Raw genomic sequence first — 16,273 nt, forward strand, 5'->3', positions numbered from 1 at the left:
CGGGTGTGCGTGGAGGTCCCTGCTGGTGCATTCTAGAACACGTTACTTAGAACACGTTCTACTATGGCGTGGAGTGCGCGGGTCAGCGGGTCCGCGCCGGGTATGCACCCCGCCCGAGTCGAGGAGCCCAGCAGTGAGTATCGCCACCACCCCGGACCAGACCGAGATCCAGAACTCGATCAAGGCCTGGGCCAAATCCGCCGATCCCGTGGCCACCGTACGCGCTCAGGAAGATGATCCGGAAGCCTGGAAGGCGTTGTGGCCACAGCTCGCCGAGCTCGGGTTGTTCGGCGTCGCGATCGCCGAGGAGCACGGCGGGGCCGGAGCCGAGATCGTGGACCTCGCCTGCATGCTCGAGGAGGCCGCGGCGAAGATGGTGCCCGGCCCGGTGCTGTCCACCGCGCTGACCGGCGTGTTGGTCTCCCGCGCGGGCGGTGCCCTCGCCCGGTCGCTGGGGGAGACCCTCGCGGAGGGCGGGCTGCCGGTGGGCGTGTGCCTGGGCATCGGCACCGCGACCCTGGACGGGTCGGGTGCGGTCACGGGCGACCCCGGGGTCGCCTACGGCGGCACCCCCGGTGGTGGGTTGCTGCTGCCCGTCGAGATCGACGGCGTCACCCGATGGGCGCTGCTCGACGCGGACACGCCAGGGCTCAACGTCACCCCGGCGACCCCGTACGACATCTCGGCGTCGATCGGCCACGTCAGCCTGCAGGACGTGACGATCCCCGCCGACCGCGTCCTCGAGGGCGTCACCACCGAGCACGTCCACCAGTTGTTCGTCACCCTGGCCGCCGCCGAGGCCGCGGGCGTCGCCGACTACACGCTCGCCACCGCGGTCGACTACGCCAAGATCCGCGAGCAGTTCGGCCGGACCATCGGCTCGTTCCAGTCCATCAAGCACCTCGCCGCCGACATGCTCTGCCGCACCGAGCAGGTCCGCGCCCTGGCGTGGGACGCCGCCGCGGCCGCCGAGGACCTGCTCGCCGCGGACTCGGAGCTGCCCGTTGCCGCGTCGGTGGCCGGAGCCCTGGCCTTCGACAACGCCGTGCGCAACTCCCAGGACTGCATCCAGATCCTCGGCGGGATCGGCTTCACCTTCGAGCACGACGCCCACTTCTACATGCGGAGGGCGGGCGCGCTCCGCCAGGCGATCGGCGGATCGGCCCGGTGGCGGCGCTCGCTGGCCGAGCTCACCCTGGCCGGCAAGCGTCGCCACCTCGACATCGACCTGTCGGAGATCGAGGGCCTCGACGCCAAGCGGGAGGACATCCGCGCGTTGGTGGCGAAGGTCGCGGCGGTCGAGGGCGATGAGCGCAAGCGGGCCCTCGCCGACACGGGCCTGTTCATGCCCCACCTGCCGGAGCCGTGGGGCCTCGGCGCGAGCCCGGCCGTGCAGCTCCTCATCGACGAGGAGCTCGAGGCAGCCGGCGTGTCCCGCCACGACATCACCATCGGTGGCTGGGCGGTGCCGACCATCCTCCAGGCGGCCCCCGAGCACGCCGACCTGCTCGTGCGCGACACCATGGCCGGAAAGATCAGGTGGTGCCAGCTGTTCTCCGAGCCCGGCGCCGGCTCCGACCTGGCCGCCCTGCGCACCACCGCCGAGAAGGTCGACGGCGGCTGGAAGCTCAACGGACAGAAGGTGTGGACCTCCCTGGCCCGCGAGGCCGACTGGGCGATGTGCCTGGCCCGGACGGACAAGGACGCCCCCAAGCACAAGGGCATCACGTACTTCCTCGTGGACATGCGCTCCGAGGGCATCCGCACCCGGCCCCTGCGCGAGATCACCGGCGAGGCGCTGTTCAACGAGGTGTACCTCGAGGATCTCTTCGTCCCCGACGAGTTCCAGGTGGGCACCGTCAACGACGGGTGGAAGATCGCCCGCACCACCCTGGCCAACGAGCGCGTGGCCATGGGCGGAGGCTCGTCGCTCGGCGACGCGGCGGAGGAGATCATCGGGCTGATCAACGCCGCAGGTGTGGCCGACGACGCCCTCGTGCTGGACGAGTTCGGCAAGCACGTCGCCGACGGCGTCGTCGGCAACCTGCTCGACCTGCGCACCGCACTGCGCAGCCTCGCCGGCTCGGGCCCGGGCGCCGAGTCCTCGGTCCGCAAGATCGTGGGCGTGCGCCACCGCCAGGACATCGCCGAATTCGGCCTGCAGCTCACCGGCACCGGCGGCGTCGAGTTCACCGAGCAGGGCCGCAAGTTCCTCATGGTGCGTTGCCTGTCGATCGCCGGCGGCACCGAGCAGGTCCTGCTCAACGTGGTGGGCGAGCGCATCCTCGGCCTGCCCCGCGACTGACCCCGCACGACCCGGCCCGCCCCCTACCGACCGAACAGGACTGATCCCCCGTGGACTTCACCCGTACCGAGACCCAGGCCGCCGTCGCCGAGGCGGTCGCCGGCGCACTCTCGACGGCCGCCCCCGCCGAGGAACTGCTCACCGCGCTGCCCAGCAGGAGCGTCGACGACGCCGGATACGACGAGCGGCTGTGGGCGACGTTCGCCGAGTCGGGTCTGCTCTCCCTGGGCCTGCCCGCCGCGGTGGGGGGCGACGACCTCACGCCCGCCGACATCGCGGTGGTGCTCGAGGAGGTCGGCCGCGCCGGAGTGGTGATCCCTGTCCTGGAGACCCTGGGCTTCGGCGTGGCGCCGATCGTCGCGCTGGGCACCCCCGACCAGCAGGCCCGGCTTCTCGAGGGCATCGAGGACGGCCGCATCCTCACCGCCGCCGTCGCCGAGCCCGGACGCCCACTGCCGCTCGAGCCCACCGTGCGGCTCGACGGTGGGAAGCTCACCGGGACCGCCACGTCGGTGCGGTACGCGGCCCAGGCCCGTTCGGTCCTCGTGCCGGTGTCCACGTCCGAGGGCGCCGCACTCGTCGTCGTCGCCCCCGACGCCCCGGGCGTCACCCTGACGCCCACCCTCGGCTCCCTGGGGGTGCCCGAGTACGCGATGCGGTTCGAGGCCACCCCGGTCGACGACGACGACGTGCTGCGCGGCTCGGGAGCGGAGCCCGTTCTCGAGGTGTTCCGACGTCTCGTCCTGTCCGCCTGTATCGCGCACGGTGACGGTCTCGTCGCCGGCGCGCTGGACATGACGGCCGGCTACCTCAAGGACCGCCACCAGTTCGGCAAGCCGTTGGGGTCGTTCCAGGCGGTCCAGCAGGAGCTCGCGGACGTGTACATCGTCTCGAAGACGCTGCACGTGATCGCGCAGTCCGTGTCCTGGCGGATCTCGGAGGGGCTCGCCGGCTCCGGCGACCGCTACGAGACCGACCCGATGATCGGTGCCTACTGGCTGGCGGCCGAGGGCCCCCGCGCGGTCCAGATCCTGCACCACCTGCACGGCGGGGTGGGCGTGGACGTCACCTACCCGATGTTCCGGTACTCCTCGGCCGTCAAGGACCTGGCGCGGTTCGTCGGCGGCGCGCAGCTGCACCTGGACGTCCTCGGTGCCGCGGTCGCCGCGGACCCGGTCGACGGCATCGATACAGGCGGTGCGGCCGCCACCGACGCCGACGCCGCCGCCTCGGGGGACGGGGCGTTCATCGACCTCACCCCGGAGCAGCGCGCGCTGCAGGCCGAGCTGCGCGAGTACTTCTCGACGCTCATCTCGCCCGAGGAGGCGGCGGACATCGCCACGACCCGCCACGGCGACACCTACGCGGAGATCATCAAGCGCATGGGCCGGGACGGCTGGCTGGGCGTGGGCTGGCCGACCGAGTTCGGCGGCAAGGGCTTCGGCCACATCGAGCAGGCGATCTTCACCAACGAGGCCACGCGCGCGGACGTGCCGCTGCCGTCGGTGACGCTGCAGACCGTGGGCCCGACCCTGCAGAAGTACGGCAGCGAGGCGCAGAAGGCGAAGTTCCTGCCCGGCATCCTCGACGGGTCGATCCACTTCGCGATCGGCTACTCCGAGCCCGACGCCGGCACCGACCTGGCCGCCCTGCGCACCACCGCCAAGCGCGACGAGGCCACGGGCGACTGGATCATCAACGGTCAGAAGATGTGGACCACCGGCGGCCACCACGCCGACTACATCTGGCTGGCCGCCCGCACCGGCACCCCGGACTCGCGGCACCGCGGGCTGACCATCTTCATCGTCGACACCACTGACCCCGGTTTCTCCTTCACGCCGATCATCACCTGCGACGGTGCCCACCACGTCAACGCCACCTACTACTCGGACGTGCGCGTGCCGGCCGACATGGTGGTCGGCGAGGTCGACGGCGGCTGGAAGATGCTCACCACGCAGCTCAACCACGAGCGCGTCATGCTCGCGCCGTCCGGTCGCCCGGGCGGGTACTACGACGAGCTGGCCGCCTGGGCCCGCGGCACCGGCCCGGACGGGGTGCGGCACCTGGACCGTCCCGAGGTGCGGCGCGGACTGGCGGAGATCTTCGCGATCGTCCGGCTCAACGAGCTCCTCAACTGGCAGGTCTCCTCGACGGGCGACAACCCGTCGATGGGCGACTCGGCGGCGTCCAAGGTGTTCTCCACGGAGAAGATCCAGCACGTCGGCAGGATCGTCGAGGAGCTGCTCGGCCGCTTCGGCGACCCCACCGATCCCGACACCGCGGCGCTGCAGCGCTGGTTCGACATGATGAACAAGCGCAACGTGGTGATCACCTTCGGCGGCGGTGTCAACGAGGTCATGCGCGAGCTGACCTGCATGGGCGGCCTCGGCATGCCCCGCACCTCCCGCTGACCCGACCCCTGCCCACACGCCCACGAAAGAACGAGAAGGCACCCATGAGTGACGAGCAGGCCGCCCGTATCCTCGCCGCCGCCGAGGAGGTCCGCGCCTCCGGCGGCAGCGCGCGCCGCGCGGGCCGCGACCCCATCAACACGCCGATGATCCGCAACTGGACCGAGGCGATCGGGGACTCCAACCCGATCTACTCCAGCGAGGACGCGGCCCACGCCGCCGGCCACGGAGGTCCGGTGGCGCCGCCGGCCATGGCCCAGGTCTGGACCATGCGGGGGCTCGGGAAGACCCGCGAGGCCGACGACCCGCTCGGCCGCATGACCGACCTCCTCGACGCCGAGGGCTTCACCTCGGTCGTCGCGACCAACTGCGACTCCACCTACCACCGGTACACGCGCCCGGGCGAGGAGGTGACGATCGAGTCCGTCCTGGTCGACGTGGTCGGCCCCAAGACCACGGGCCTGGGGGAGGGCTGGTTCTTCACCACCCGCAACTTCTGGAGGGTCGGCGACGAAGTGGTGGCGGAGATGGACTTCCGCATCCTCAAGTTCCGCCCGGCCGCGAAGGCCGCCGACCCCGCGCCGGCGCCCGCGGACCAGATCGTGGCCAGTTCCGGATCGGCCACCGACGACCTGGTGGTGGGCAAGGTCCTGCGCCCGTCGGTCTCGCACGACACCCGCTTCTTCTGGGAGGGTGTCCGCGCCCACGAGCTGCGCATCCAGACCCGCGAGGACGGGTCGCTGCAGCACCCGCCCGTGCCGGCGCTGTGGAAGGACAAGACCGAGCAGACCGATTACGTGGTCTCCTCCGGCCGCGGCACCGTCTTCAGCTTCGTCACCCACCACGCCCCGCGCGTGCCTGGCCGCACCAGGTTCCCGTTCGTCATCGCGCTCGTCGAACTGGAGGAGGGCGTGCGCATGCTCGGCGAGCTGCGCGACGTCGATCCGGCCGAGGTGCGGATCGGTATGGAGGTCGAGGTCGAGTACCTGGACATGCCCGGCGACCCGGCCGAGGACGCCGCGTTCGGCACCGAGCCGTGGACCCTGTACGCGTGGCGCCCCGCCGGCGCGCCGCCGGTCGACCGCCAGATGGCCGAAGTCACGGAAGGTGGCGCGAAGTGAGCGAGAACAGTGCCGTGAACGTGATCTGCCCCGCCGAGCCGCCCGCCGCCCGGGTGGGGGACCGGCTCCCCGAGCTGACCATCGAGGGGACCCCGACCTTCATCGTGGCCTCGGCGCTGGCGACCCGGGATTTCCAGGACGTCCACCACGACCGCGACCTGGCCCATCAGAAGGGCTCGAAGGACATCTTCGTCAACATCCTCACCGACACCGGGCTGGTGCAGAGGTTCGTCACCGACTGGGCGGGCCAGCGCGCCCGCATCACCTCGATCAAACTGCGTCTCGGGGTGCCCTGGTACGCCTACGACTCCCTCACCCTGACCGGTGAGGTCACGGGGGTCGACGACGACGGGCTGGTCACGCTGAAGATCGTCGGCACGGACTCACTGGGCGCGCACGTCACCTCGACGGCGACCCTCTACATGAACGGAGACCCGCAGTGAGCACCCTGGCAGACAAGGCTGCGATCGTCGGGATCGGCGCCACCGACTTCTCCAAGGACTCCGGCCGCTCCGAGCTCCGCCTGGCGGCCGAGGCCGTCCGCGCCGCTGTCGCCGACGCGGGTCTTCAGCCCTCGGACGTCGACGGCCTGGTGTCGTTCACCATGGACACCAACACCGAGATCGCGGTGGCCCGCGCCGCCGGTATCGGCCACCTGAACTTCTTCTCCCGCATCCACTACGGCGGCGGTGCCGCGTGTGCGACCGTGCAGCAGGCCGCGATGGCCGTGGCGACGGGCGTGGCCGAGGTCGTGGTCTGCTACCGCGCGTTCAACGAACGCTCCGGGATGCGCTTCGGCCAGGTCAACTCGGCGCTGGTGCAGCAGGTCAACTCCTCCGGCACGGACAACGCCTTCTCCTACCCGCACGGGCTGTCCACCCCGGCGGGATTCGTGGCGATGGTCGCGCAGCGCTACATGCACGAGTACGGCGCCACCAGCGAGGACTTCGGCCGGGTCGCGGTGGTGGATCGCAAGCACGCCGCGGTCAACCCGGCCGCGTTCTTCCACGGCAAGCCGATCACGCTGGCCGACCACCAGAACTCGCGCTACATCGCCGAACCACTGCACCTGCTGGACTGCTGTCAGGAGTCCGACGGGGGCCAGGCGATCGTCGTGACGACCCCCGAGCGGGCGCGGGATCTGCCGCACCGGCCGGTGTCGATCGCGGCGGCGGCCTCGGGATCGGGGCCGGATCAGTACATCATGACCTCGTACTACCGGCCGGAGCTCGCCGGACTCCCGGAGATGGGCATCGTCGGCGACCAGCTGTGGGCCCAATCGGGCCTGCGCCCCGAGGACATGGACATGGCCGTCCTCTACGACCACTTCACGCCGTACGTCCTCATGCAGCTCGAGGAGCTCGGATTCTGCGGCCGCGGCGAGGCCAAGGACTTCGTCCGTGAGCCGGGCGCTCTCGAGGTGGGCGGCAGGCTGCCGCTCAACACGCACGGCGGCCAGCTCGGCGAGGCGTACATCCACGGCATGAACGGCATCGCCGAGGGCGTGCGTCAGCTCCGCGGTGACTCGGTCAACCAGGTCCCCGGCGCCGAGAAGCTCGTCGTGACCGCCGGGACCGGCGTGCCCACCTCGGGTCTGGTGCTCACCGTCTGACCGCCGCCTCCGGAGGAAAGCGCATCACATATATGTGATCGGCGATAGGGTGGTGGCATGACCGCGACCGCCGCCACCCGCGCCACCGACGGGCCCACACTCCACGATGTCGTGGGCGACGTCGGGTTCCTCGTGGGGGCGCCTCGGCGCTTCCTCATGGAGATCGCATTGCGACCGGTGGGTCACGGGGTGGCCGACCACAGTCGGGCGCTGCGGGACCCGGTGGGGCGGTTCCGCAACACCACCGCCTACATCTATCTCGTGGCGTTCGGCAGCGCGGACGAGCGGGACGCGGTGGTCCGCATGGTCAATCGCGCACATCGCCCGGTGAGGTCGGCGCCCGGCGCGGAGGTGGGGTACACGGCGTTCGACCCCGACCTGCAACTCTGGGTGGCCGGGTGCATGTACTACGGCGGTCGTGACATGTGGCAGCGCATGGTCGGGCCACTCGACGCCGGTTCCGCCGATCGGCTCTACCGTCGGTTCCAGGCCTACGGGACATCGTTGCAGGTACCGGCGGAGCTGTGGCCGACCGACAGCAGGGCCTACGACGCCTATGTCGAGCGGATCCTGGACGGGATCGTCATCGACGAGCGAGTGCGTGACTACGGGGCCGCGCTGCTCGATCCCGCCGGGCACCCGTTTCCGGCCCGGCCGGTGATCCGCCTCATGCGCTTCGTCACCGTCGGGCTCCTGCCCGATCAGCTGAGGGCCGCCTACGATTTCCCGTGGAACCCGGCCGATCAGCGCCGATTCGACCTGCTGATGTGGGTGGGTGCGCGCGTGCACCGTGCGACGCCCCGCCGTGTGCGCGAGTTACCCAAGGATCTGCTGCTGCGGGCCTCCCGGCGAGCGGTGGCCGCCCACGCCTGAACGCGACCCGTGGCAGGGGCCTTCCCGTCCGCGCCCGCCCGGCTCAGCCCCGGAGGCAACCGCGGACGAACGACCCGATGTCCCGAACCGCGACCTTCGCCTCCGGGACGAGCGGGTGGAAGACCTGGAAGACGTGGAACTGGTGGGGCCACAGCTGGAACTCGTGCCGCACCCCGTGTTCGGCGAAGTTCTCGGCCATCTTCTCGATCCCGCCGCGGAAGATCTCCTCACCACCACACTGGATGAGGAACGGCGGCCAGTCGGGAGAGGGTTCGTAGTTGATCGGCGAGATCGCCGGGTCGTCCGTGTCCACGCCCGGCGCGTACTGGCGACGACACAGCTCGGCCAACCCCAGTGCGAGGAACGGGTCCTTGCGCGCCCGGTCCCGCGCGGTCATGTCGGTGAAGTCGAGGTCGACCCACGGTGAGAGCAGGACCACGCCGGCGGGCATCGGCGCTCCGGTCCGCTCGAGATGGGCGACCAACTGCATCGCCAGATTTCCCCCCGCGGAATCTCCCGCGACGACGATGTTCTCGGCCGGGAAGCCCATCTCCAGCAACCACTCCCACCCGGCGATGGTGTCCTCGGTGGCCGCGGGATGCGGGTGCTCCGGGGCGAGCCGGTAGTCCGGGAGGAACACGGGGACACCGGTCTCGCTGGCGATCCGCGACGCCAGCGCCTTGTGGGACCACGGCGATCCGAAGGTGAACCCGCCGCCGTGGACGTGGTAGATGACCTTGTCCGAGTCGAAGAAGCGCTTGCGCCCCACCCACAGTCCGGGGACGGGCCCGTCCGAGGACCAGTCGTTGGTGCTCTCCAGGGCGGCCGCGCGCCCGGCCCCCGACGTCAGTGCCCGGAGGCGACCGAGGGAGGCGTCCGTCGCGGGCATCCGGTCCAGGGCCGGTCGGACGAACAGCCGCAGCCCCCCGGCGAGCCCGCGGGACCGCAGGGTGCCCTGCTCGGACGGGCCGTGCAGGGCCGGTCCGCGGCGCCGTGAGGGGCGGTCGGCCTCGCGCTCCGAGGAACGACGCCCGTCCTGCGGCACCTCACCCGATCCCGTCGATCGCGGCAGCCGGAGACCGCCGTCGTACGGCGGGCCGGGATTTCTGGACCGTGATCCGTTCATGTGCGCAATCTAGGCGTTCCCCGGCCACGCCGCTGCACCGACGTGCCGGTGTGGCAGCCTATAGTTAATAGAACCTGTTCCAACTCTCCGGGATCAGCGCAGGTCAGCCCTGCGTCTGGACACGAGAACAAGTTCAGGTAACAATGTGAGAGACGACACAGTTAGCCCCCCGCGTGCAAAGGACCCGCCCCGATGACGGATACAGCAGCCGACCAGTCCACCGATCCCCTCGCCGGGACGAATCCGGAGATGAACCAGGCCGCCGTGTTCGAGGCCGTGGCCGACAAGATCCCCGACAACCTCCTGCTCACGATGGACGGTGTCGACTTCACCTACCGTCAGATCGACGAGCTCGCCAACCGGATGGGGCACCTGCTCAAGGCCCACGGCGCGGAGCCGCGGAGCCACGTCGCGCTGTACATGAAGAACAGCACCGAGCACATGGCCGCGATCGTCGCCTGCATGAAGATCCGGGTGGCCGGGATCAACGTCAACTACCGCTACACCCCGGCCGAACTGGTCTACCTCTTCAACGACTCGCAGTCGGTCGCCGTGGTCGTCGACGCGGAGTTCGCGGACACCATGGCCGCCGCCGTGCCCAAGCTGGAGACCGCCCGGACGGTCCTCGTCGTGGGCGGCGTCCCGCAGGTCCTCGCCGAGGCCTGTGCCGAGAGCGGCCTCACGGTGGTCGACGTGGACGCCGAGCTGCCGAAGCAGTCCGTGGAGCGGGACTTCGAGCCGGCCCGCGGCGACGACCACTGGATCGTCTACACCGGCGGTACCACCGGGTTCCCGAAGGGCGTCCAGTGGCACATGTCGGACTACTACTACGCGTGCCTGTCCGGCGGTAACCCGTACGGCGACAAGCGGCACAGCCCGCAGGAGGTCGCCGACAACGTCTCGCCCGAGGGCGGCTTCAAGATCGTCATCTCGGCACCCCTGATGCACGGCGCCGGCCTGTTCACCCTGCTGACCTTCGTCAACCTGGGTGGCCATCTGGTCATGTTCCGCGACTTCGACGCCGAGGTCATCGTGGACTCGACCGCCGAGTTCAAGGCCCAGCTGTTGATGTTCGTCGGCGACGGCATGGCGGTGCCGATCACCGACGCCCTGCTCGCGGCCAAGGACACCAAGGATTTCAGCTCGCTGTTCATGGTCGCCTCGGGCGGCGGTATCTGGTCCAAGACCTCGCGTGACCGGCTGGTCGCGGAGTTCCCGAACGTCATCATCCGTGACAACTTCGGGGCCTCCGAGTCCGGCAACGACGGTGAGATGAGCCTGAACGAGGACGGCGAGATGCTCCTGCCGCCCGGGCCGCGGCTGGGTCTGATCGACGAGTCGAACCAGCCGATCGAGCCGGGCTCGGACGAGATCGGGTACATCGTCCGGCGCGGTCACGTCCCGGTGGGCTACTGGAACGACCCGGAGAAGACCGCCAAGACCTTCCCGGAGGTCGACGGTCGCCGCGTGTCGATCCTCGGTGACATGGGCAGGGTCCGCGAGGACGGGACCATCGTGTTCCTGGGCCGCGGCTCAGGCTGCATCAACACCGGTGGCGAGAAGGTCTTCCCGGAGGAGGTCGAGCAGGCGCTCAAGGCGCACCCGGCCGTCCACGACGCCCTGGTCGCCGGCGCCCCCGACGAGCGCTACGGCCAGAAGGTCGCCGCGGTCGTCTCGTTCCGTGAGGGCATGTGGGCCGAGCCGGAGGAGCTCTCGGCGTTCCTGCGCGAGTCCCTGGCGAACTACAAGGTCCCCAAGGTGATCGTCGACGTCCCCGAGATCCGCCGTTCGCCCGCGGGCAAGGCCGACTACAAGTGGGCCAAGGAGCGGATCTCGAGCAACTGACGCCCCGCGGCGCCCCTCCGCCGCCCACCCGCCCGGCCGGGCCCGCAGCAGCGGGCCCGGCCGCGCACGTTCAGCCGGTGGCGAGGATGCGCTCCACCGCGCCCATCGGCACGGCGACCCACCCGGGTCGGTTCCGCGTCTCGTACACCACCTCGTACAGCGCCTTGTCGAGGGTGTAGGCCCGCAACAGTGCCCCGGAGTCCCGGGGGTCGTGGTCGCTGACCTCGGCGTACCCCGCGCAGAACGCGTCGACGTTGCGGTCGCGCCATTCGCGGGCCCGGAAGCGCAGCTGCCGGTCCTCGACGCCGACCAGGGTGTGTTGTGCGGCATAGTCGAGGCTGCGCAGGATGCCGGCCACGTCGCGGGCGGGCGAGTCCGGTACCCGCCGCTCGGCCAGGGGCGCGGCCGGTTCGCCCTCGAAGTCGATGACGATCCACCGGTCCGGCACCCGCAGCGTCTGCCCCAGGTGGAGGTCGCCGTGGATGCGGTGCACCCGGACCGGTCCCGACCCCGCGACCTCGTCGAACACCGCCCGGGCGGCGTCTGCGTACGCGGCCAGTTCCGGCACCTCCGCCACCGCCGCGTCGAGCCGGGCACGCATCGACGCCACCAGGTCGGTACCGTCGCGCGTGCTCACCCCGGTCGCCGCGGCCAGGTCCTCGTGCACCTGCGCCACGGCGGCGCCCAGCCGGAAGCTCTCGTCGGCGAAGTCGGTGCCGACCTCCTCGGCGAGCAGGTCGGCCTCGGCGAACAGGTCGCGGACGCTCGCCGTGGCCATCGCCCACCCGTCCGCCGCGCCGGCCATGAACTCCTGGGCCATGGCGAGCGTGGTGGGCTCGGCTCCGGTGTCGCCGGCGGCGGCCTCGTCGTCGTCCAACTCCACCCAGCCCCGCAGCGCCGCCACCGCCGGGCACTCCCGGTCCGCCAGCGCGGCGTGGAGCTCCACGTCCGGGTTCACACCCGGCTGCACCAGCCGGAACACCTTCACCATGAGGTCGTCGCCGAACACCAGTGACGAGTTGGACTGCTCGCCCTCCAACAGCCGCCCCCACGTGGGCTCGGGAAGCGTGGCGTCGGCGACGAGCCGGAACCGCAGCCCGCCCACCTCGTCCTGCCCGGCCAGGTGGCGGAGCAGCGATTCGGTGCCGCGGCGGTCGCGCAGTCCGTCGTAGACCACGGGGGAGGCGCCCTCCGGGGTCAGCGGGAACGCCCGCCGGTCCCCGGGCAGCTCGGCCGCGGTCGCGATCGGCACCTGGTAGCGCTGCGGCCGGCCGTCCACCTCGAGATCCACCAACAGGTGCTCGACCAGCACCTCGGGATCATCCAGGAAGACCTCGCGCCGGGTGATGCGCACCCCGGTGAGCTCGAGGCCCTTACCGGCGAACCACCGCTGCTCGGGCAGCCAGTCGGTGAGCAGTCGCGCCAGGGTGTCGTCGTCGACCGGGGAGATGCTCATCTCGGTCCCTCCTCCGTGCTGCGCAGTTCGAGCCAGTAGAACCCGTATCCGGGCAGGGTGAGCTGGTACGGATCGGCGTCGATCTCCGGGAACGGCACCCCGCCGGTGAGCTCGACGGGCTGGCGACCGGCGTGCTCCGCCAGGTCCAGGCGCACCGCCTGCGGGAACCGCGACAGGTTGTTGACGCACAGGATCACGTCGGTGCCCGCGCCGTCGGAGTCGAGCGTGCGCAGGTAGGACAGGATCGACGGATTGGACCCGCCGAGGTCGGTGAACTCGCCCAGCCCGAACGCCGGTTGGCTCTTGCGGACGTGGATCATGCGCCGCGTCCAGTGCAGCAGGCTGGCGGTGGAGTTCATCTGCGCCTCCACGTTGACGCCCTGGTAGCCGTACAGGGGGTCCATGATCGCGGGTAGGTACAACCGGCCCGGATCGCAGCGGGAGAACCCGGCGTTGCGGTCGGGGCTCCACTGCATCGGCGTGCGGACGGCGTCGCGGTCGCCGAGCCAGATGTTGTCGCCCATGCCGATCTCGTCGCCGTAGTACAGCATCGGCGAACCGGGGAGGCTGAGCAGCAGTGCGGTGAACAGCTCGAGTTGGTTGGTGTCGCCGTCGAGCAGCGGGGCCAGACGCCGGCGGATGCCGATGTTGGCCTTCATCCGCGGGTCCTTGGCGTACTCCGCGTACATGTAGTCGCGTTCCTCGTCGGTGACCATCTCGAGTGTCAGCTCGTCGTGGTTGCGCAGGAAGATCGCCCACTGCGCCGACGACGGGATGTCCGGGGTCTGGGCGAGGATCTCGGTGACGGGGAACCTGGACTGCCGCCGCACCGCCATGAAGATCCGAGGCATGAGCGGGAAGTGGAACGCCATGTGGCACTCGTCGCCCACCTCGGACTCGCCGAAGTAGTCCACCACGTCGTCGGGCCACTGGTTCGCCTCGGCCAGCAGGACGCGACCCGGGAACTCCTCCTCGACCACGGCACGACACTTGCGCAGGAATTCGTGGGTCTCGGGCAGGTTCTCGCAGTTGGTGCCGTCGCGCTCGAACAGGTAGGGCACGGCGTCCAGTCGGAAGCCGTCGATGCCCAGGTCCAGCCAGAAGCGCAGGACGTCGATCATCGCCTCCTGGACCTCGGGGTTGTCGTAGTTGAGGTCGGGCTGGTGGGAGAAGAAGCGGTGCCAGTAGAACTGCCCGCGTACCGGGTCGTAGGTCCAGTTGGAGGACTCGGTGTCGACGAAGATGATGCGGGCCTCCGGGTACCGCGTGTCGTCGTCGGACCACACGTAGAAGTCGCCGTACGGGCCGGTCGGGTCGGCGCGGGACTCGGAGAACCACGCGTGGGTGTCCGAGGTGTGGTTCATGACCAGGTCGGTGATCACCCGGATCCCGCGACTGTGGGCCTGCTCGAGGAGTTCAACGAAGTCCTCGACGGTGCCGAACTCCGGCAGCACGGTGCGGAAGTCGCGGATGTCGTACCCGCCGTCGCGCAGCGGCGAGTCGTAGAACGGCGGCAGCCACAGGCAGTCGACGCCCAGCCACTCGAGGTAGTCGAGCTTCTCGATGAGGCCGCGGAGGTCGCCGGTGCCGTTGCCGTCCGAGTCGTAGAAGGCCCGGACCAGGACCTCGTAGAACACCGCGGACTTGTACCAGTCGTGGTTGATCTCGAGTTCGGTGGCGTGACGGTAGTCGTCCGCGCTGGGCTCGACGACGTGCCCGTCGTCGGTGAGCTCCGGTTCGGCAGCACGGGGATCGCCGGGGTGGGATTCGGACTGAAGGCTGGGCTTCGGTGCCATGGGGGCGAGCCTACGGCCCCGTACGATCCGTTGCATGCGGAAAATCGACCCGACGACGCGGATCCGCGACCTGCAGCGGTCCCACCGGGACCGGCACGGCCGGCGCGCCCGTGCGCTGGCGGTGCGACTCGACGGCGACGACGACGAGGTGGTCCTGCGCCCCTGGGAACTGCGGCTTCCCCGGTCGGTCATCTACGCGGCGGCCCGGTCCAGGGGCCTGGAACCCGTGGGGGGCACGCGGGCGCTCGTGCAGCGTGGCCCGTGGCTCGAACCGATGCGGTTCGCCCGCGTGGAGGTCGGGCGGTGAGCCCCGGCTGGGCGCTCACGATAGTGGCGTTGCTGCCGCTCGTCGCGTGGGGGATCGCGGCCTGCGTGGTGGCGGTGCGCCGGTGGCTGCGTCGCCGGGGGGACGAACCGGCGCGGCGACTGCGACTCGCCCGGATGCTGGGGACCGCGGACCTCGTCGTCGTCCCCACCTCCGACGTAGACCTGCCCGAGCGCACCGTCCTCGAGGTGGCCTCCGGGGCGGGCATGCGGCTGGTGGGCTACGAACGCGCCGACTCGCCACTGCGTCGCCGTGTCGGCGTGTTCGTGCGGATCGGCGGCGAGGTCGACGCGGTGATCCGCGGCGACCGGACCCCCCGGTAGCGTTGCGCCCATGCGCATCGGAATGGCTCTCAACTACAGCGGCGGGTTCGCCGAGACGGCCGCGGAGGCCGCCGACCTCGAGCGGGCGGGACTCGACATCGCGTTCGTCCCCGAGGCCTACTCGTTCGACGCGGTGAGCCAGCTGGGCTACCTCGCGGCCAAGACGTCCACCATGGAGCTGGCCTCGGGGATCCTGCAGATCTACACACGCACGCCGACCCTGACCGCGATGACCGCGGCCGGCCTGGACTTCGTCTCCGACGGCCGCTTCACCCTCGGCCTGGGCGCCTCCGGGCCGCAGGTGGTCGAGGGTTTCCACGGCGTGAAGTACGACGCGCCGCTGGCCCGGACGCGGGAGATCATCGAGATCTGCCGCAAGGTGTGGCGCCGCGAGAAGGTCGTCCACGACGGGAAGAAGTACCAGATCCCCCTGCCCGCCGATCAGGGCACGGGACTGGGCAAGCCGCTCAAGCTCATCAACCACCCCGTGCGCGAGAACATCCCGATCATCCTCGCCGCCCTGGGACCGAAGAACGTCGAGCTCGCGGCCGAGGTCGCGAACGGCTGGCAACCGCTGTTCTTCCACCCGGAGAAGGCGGACGTGGCGTGGGGTGACGCGCTGGCCAAGGGCCGGGAGAAGCGTGATCCTTCGCTGGGCGAGCTCGAGGTCTACGCGGGGCCGGCACTGGCGATCTGCGAGGAGAGCGAGGTTCCGGGTTACCTGGACTTCGTGCGCCCGCACCTGGCCCTCTACATCGGTGGCATGGGTGCACGCGGCAAGAACTTCTACAACGAGCTCGCCTGCCGCTACGGCTACGAGGCCGAGGCCGCCCGGATCCAGGACCTGTACCTGGACGGCAAGAAGGAGGAGGCCGCCGCGGCCGTGCCCGACGAGTTGGTCCGCTCGGTCTCGCTGATCGGCCCGGCGGGGTACGTGGCCGAGCGCGTCGAGGCGTTCCGCGAGGCCGGGGCCACGACCCTCACCGTCACCCCGATGGCGCTCGACGCCCCGGGTCGTCTCCGGCTGGTGGAGCAGTTCCGCGAGCTCTGCTGAACCGTCGGGTCAGGCCGTGCTGTCTC

At 70.6% G+C, this 16,273-nt stretch carries 13 protein-coding genes and 1 pseudogene; 11 read left to right on the top strand and 3 right to left on the bottom strand.

Going from position 1 to position 16,273, the window contains the following annotated elements:
* Positions 1-133: 133 nt before the first annotated feature.
* The 7 genes and pseudogenes from AC3DE3_RS12045 (at position 134) to AC3DE3_RS12075 (ending at position 8,322) form a co-directional block, all read left to right on the top strand.
* The gene (locus AC3DE3_RS12045) at positions 134-2,305 is read left to right on the top strand and encodes an acyl-CoA dehydrogenase family protein (RefSeq protein ID WP_488370132.1); all 2,172 of its coding nucleotides are present in this window, start codon (positions 134-136) and stop codon (positions 2,303-2,305) included.
* Between the two features lie 50 nt (positions 2,306-2,355).
* A pseudogene (locus AC3DE3_RS12050) lies at positions 2,356-3,447 on the top strand (acyl-CoA dehydrogenase family protein); the annotation flags it as partial.
* A 105-nt stretch (positions 3,448-3,552) separates the two neighbouring features.
* The gene (locus AC3DE3_RS12055) at positions 3,553-4,716 is read left to right on the top strand and encodes an acyl-CoA dehydrogenase family protein (RefSeq protein WP_488370241.1); all 1,164 of its coding nucleotides are present in this window, start codon (positions 3,553-3,555) and stop codon (positions 4,714-4,716) included.
* Between the two features lie 44 nt (positions 4,717-4,760).
* Entirely contained in the window at positions 4,761-5,837 is a 1,077-nt protein-coding gene (locus tag AC3DE3_RS12060) for a bifunctional MaoC family dehydratase N-terminal/OB-fold nucleic acid binding domain-containing protein (protein ID WP_488370133.1), read from the top strand.
* Positions 5,834-6,280, top strand: a complete 447-nt coding sequence (locus AC3DE3_RS12065) for a MaoC family dehydratase (protein WP_488370134.1) — start codon at positions 5,834-5,836, stop codon at positions 6,278-6,280. Before AC3DE3_RS12060 ends, AC3DE3_RS12065 begins: the two co-directional genes overlap by 4 nt.
* Positions 6,277-7,449 (top strand): lipid-transfer protein, encoded by a 1,173-nt coding sequence (locus tag AC3DE3_RS12070; protein WP_488370135.1) that lies wholly within the window; start codon positions 6,277-6,279, stop codon positions 7,447-7,449. Before AC3DE3_RS12065 ends, AC3DE3_RS12070 begins: the two co-directional genes overlap by 4 nt.
* 57 nt (positions 7,450-7,506) lie before the next feature.
* On the top strand, positions 7,507-8,322 hold the full coding sequence (locus AC3DE3_RS12075; RefSeq protein ID WP_488370136.1) for an oxygenase MpaB family protein: 816 nt from the start codon (positions 7,507-7,509) through the stop codon (positions 8,320-8,322).
* A gap of 43 nt (positions 8,323-8,365) precedes the next feature.
* Here AC3DE3_RS12075 and AC3DE3_RS12080 read toward each other — a convergent pair whose 3' ends face one another.
* The gene (locus AC3DE3_RS12080; RefSeq protein WP_260486671.1) at positions 8,366-9,448 is read right to left on the bottom strand and encodes an alpha/beta hydrolase; all 1,083 of its coding nucleotides are present in this window, start codon (positions 9,446-9,448) and stop codon (positions 8,366-8,368) included.
* A 192-nt stretch (positions 9,449-9,640) separates the two neighbouring features.
* Between AC3DE3_RS12080 and AC3DE3_RS12085 the strand changes: the two genes are divergently transcribed.
* Complete coding sequence (locus AC3DE3_RS12085; RefSeq protein ID WP_488370137.1) at positions 9,641-11,293, top strand: AMP-binding protein; 1,653 nt, start codon at positions 9,641-9,643, stop codon at positions 11,291-11,293.
* Between the two features lie 70 nt (positions 11,294-11,363).
* Here AC3DE3_RS12085 and AC3DE3_RS12090 read toward each other — a convergent pair whose 3' ends face one another.
* A complete protein-coding gene (locus tag AC3DE3_RS12090; protein WP_488370138.1) occupies positions 11,364-12,749 on the bottom strand; it encodes a maltokinase N-terminal cap-like domain-containing protein in 1,386 nt (461 codons plus the stop codon).
* The gene (gene treS, locus AC3DE3_RS12095) at positions 12,746-14,545 is read right to left on the bottom strand and encodes a maltose alpha-D-glucosyltransferase (RefSeq protein ID WP_260486674.1); all 1,800 of its coding nucleotides are present in this window, start codon (positions 14,543-14,545) and stop codon (positions 12,746-12,748) included. Before treS ends, AC3DE3_RS12090 begins: the two co-directional genes overlap by 4 nt.
* Before the next feature lie 34 nt (positions 14,546-14,579).
* Here treS and AC3DE3_RS12100 point away from each other — a divergent pair, with 34 nt between their 5' ends.
* From AC3DE3_RS12100 to AC3DE3_RS12110, 3 genes are read left to right on the top strand one after another with little or no spacing between them, the layout of a single operon-like run.
* Positions 14,580-14,852, top strand: coding sequence for a hypothetical protein (locus AC3DE3_RS12100; RefSeq protein ID WP_185951185.1), 273 nt, complete (start codon positions 14,580-14,582; stop codon positions 14,850-14,852).
* Positions 14,849-15,193: a hypothetical protein gene (locus AC3DE3_RS12105; RefSeq protein WP_185951186.1), complete on the top strand. Its 345-nt coding sequence runs from the start codon at positions 14,849-14,851 to the stop codon at positions 15,191-15,193. The genes AC3DE3_RS12100 and AC3DE3_RS12105 overlap by 4 nt, the downstream gene beginning before the upstream one ends.
* A gap of 10 nt (positions 15,194-15,203) precedes the next feature.
* Positions 15,204-16,247 carry an LLM class F420-dependent oxidoreductase gene (locus AC3DE3_RS12110; protein ID WP_488370139.1) on the top strand — a complete coding sequence of 348 codons (1,044 nt, stop codon included), beginning with the start codon at positions 15,204-15,206 and terminating at the stop codon, positions 16,245-16,247.
* Positions 16,248-16,273 lie beyond the last annotated feature (26 nt).

This window comes from Dietzia sp. IBK-p2-16D (assembly GCF_057773085.1).